The 553-nt window shown below is 43.0% G+C and carries 1 protein-coding gene, 1 tRNA gene and 1 rRNA gene; 1 reads left to right on the top strand and 2 read right to left on the bottom strand.

What is annotated here, in order from left to right; genetic code table 11:
- The coding region (locus MmiAt1_RS08005; protein WP_318786364.1) for a hypothetical protein at window positions 1-234 on the top strand (234 nt) is incomplete at its 5' end.
- Window positions 235-236: 2 nt separating this feature from the next.
- Here the strand turns inward: MmiAt1_RS08005 and MmiAt1_RS08000 are convergent.
- Both MmiAt1_RS08000 and MmiAt1_RS09420 read right to left on the bottom strand, forming a co-directional pair.
- Window positions 237-309 (bottom strand) — tRNA-Ala (locus MmiAt1_RS08000).
- Between the two features lie 195 nt (window positions 310-504).
- Window positions 505-553, bottom strand: a 16S ribosomal RNA gene (locus MmiAt1_RS09420); the annotation flags it as partial.

Below are 553 nucleotides of genomic sequence, written 5' to 3'. Positions count from 1 at the left end.
GTCCAACTTGTTGATTTGTTGTTGTTTATCTTCTTCAACCTTTACATGACATCACATAAATTCCGTGCTGGCACACGATTTATCCGTCCTTCCCCCGCGAGTAATCGCGGAGTGCATTATAAATGTTTGTCGAGGAATTGCACCCCGCGCATTAAAAATGCGCTTCTGATTTGTTTTGAACCGGATCGGTTTTATCCGGCCGATTTTGTTTCCGATGATGATCGGATCCAATAAAATGGACTTGTGGGGATTTGAACCCCAGGCCTCCGCCTTGCAAAGGCGGCGATCTTCCAGCTGATCTACAAGCCCGATACGTCAATTCGGGCATTCCCCGATTTTGTTTTTGGGTCTTGCCCGATGATCTTTTGGTTTTCAAATTTGGTTTTCAAATTTTGGTTTCAATTTCGATTTGACCTTTTTGATTTAAAACCTTGATTTTAAGATCTTTTATTGGTTTTTGTTGTGACCTGATGTTTTTTCGGCATTCGGCGGTGTTTTATTCTTAGGAGGTGATCCAGCCGCAGATTCCCCTACGGCTACCTTGTTACGACTT

Source organism: Methanimicrococcus hacksteinii, assembly GCF_032714515.1.
In the GTDB taxonomy this organism is placed as follows: Archaea; Halobacteriota; Methanosarcinia; order Methanosarcinales; family Methanosarcinaceae; genus Methanimicrococcus; species Methanimicrococcus hacksteinii.
Note: the sequence above shows the minus strand (reverse complement) of the source record. Positions and strands in the feature narration are given on the sequence as shown.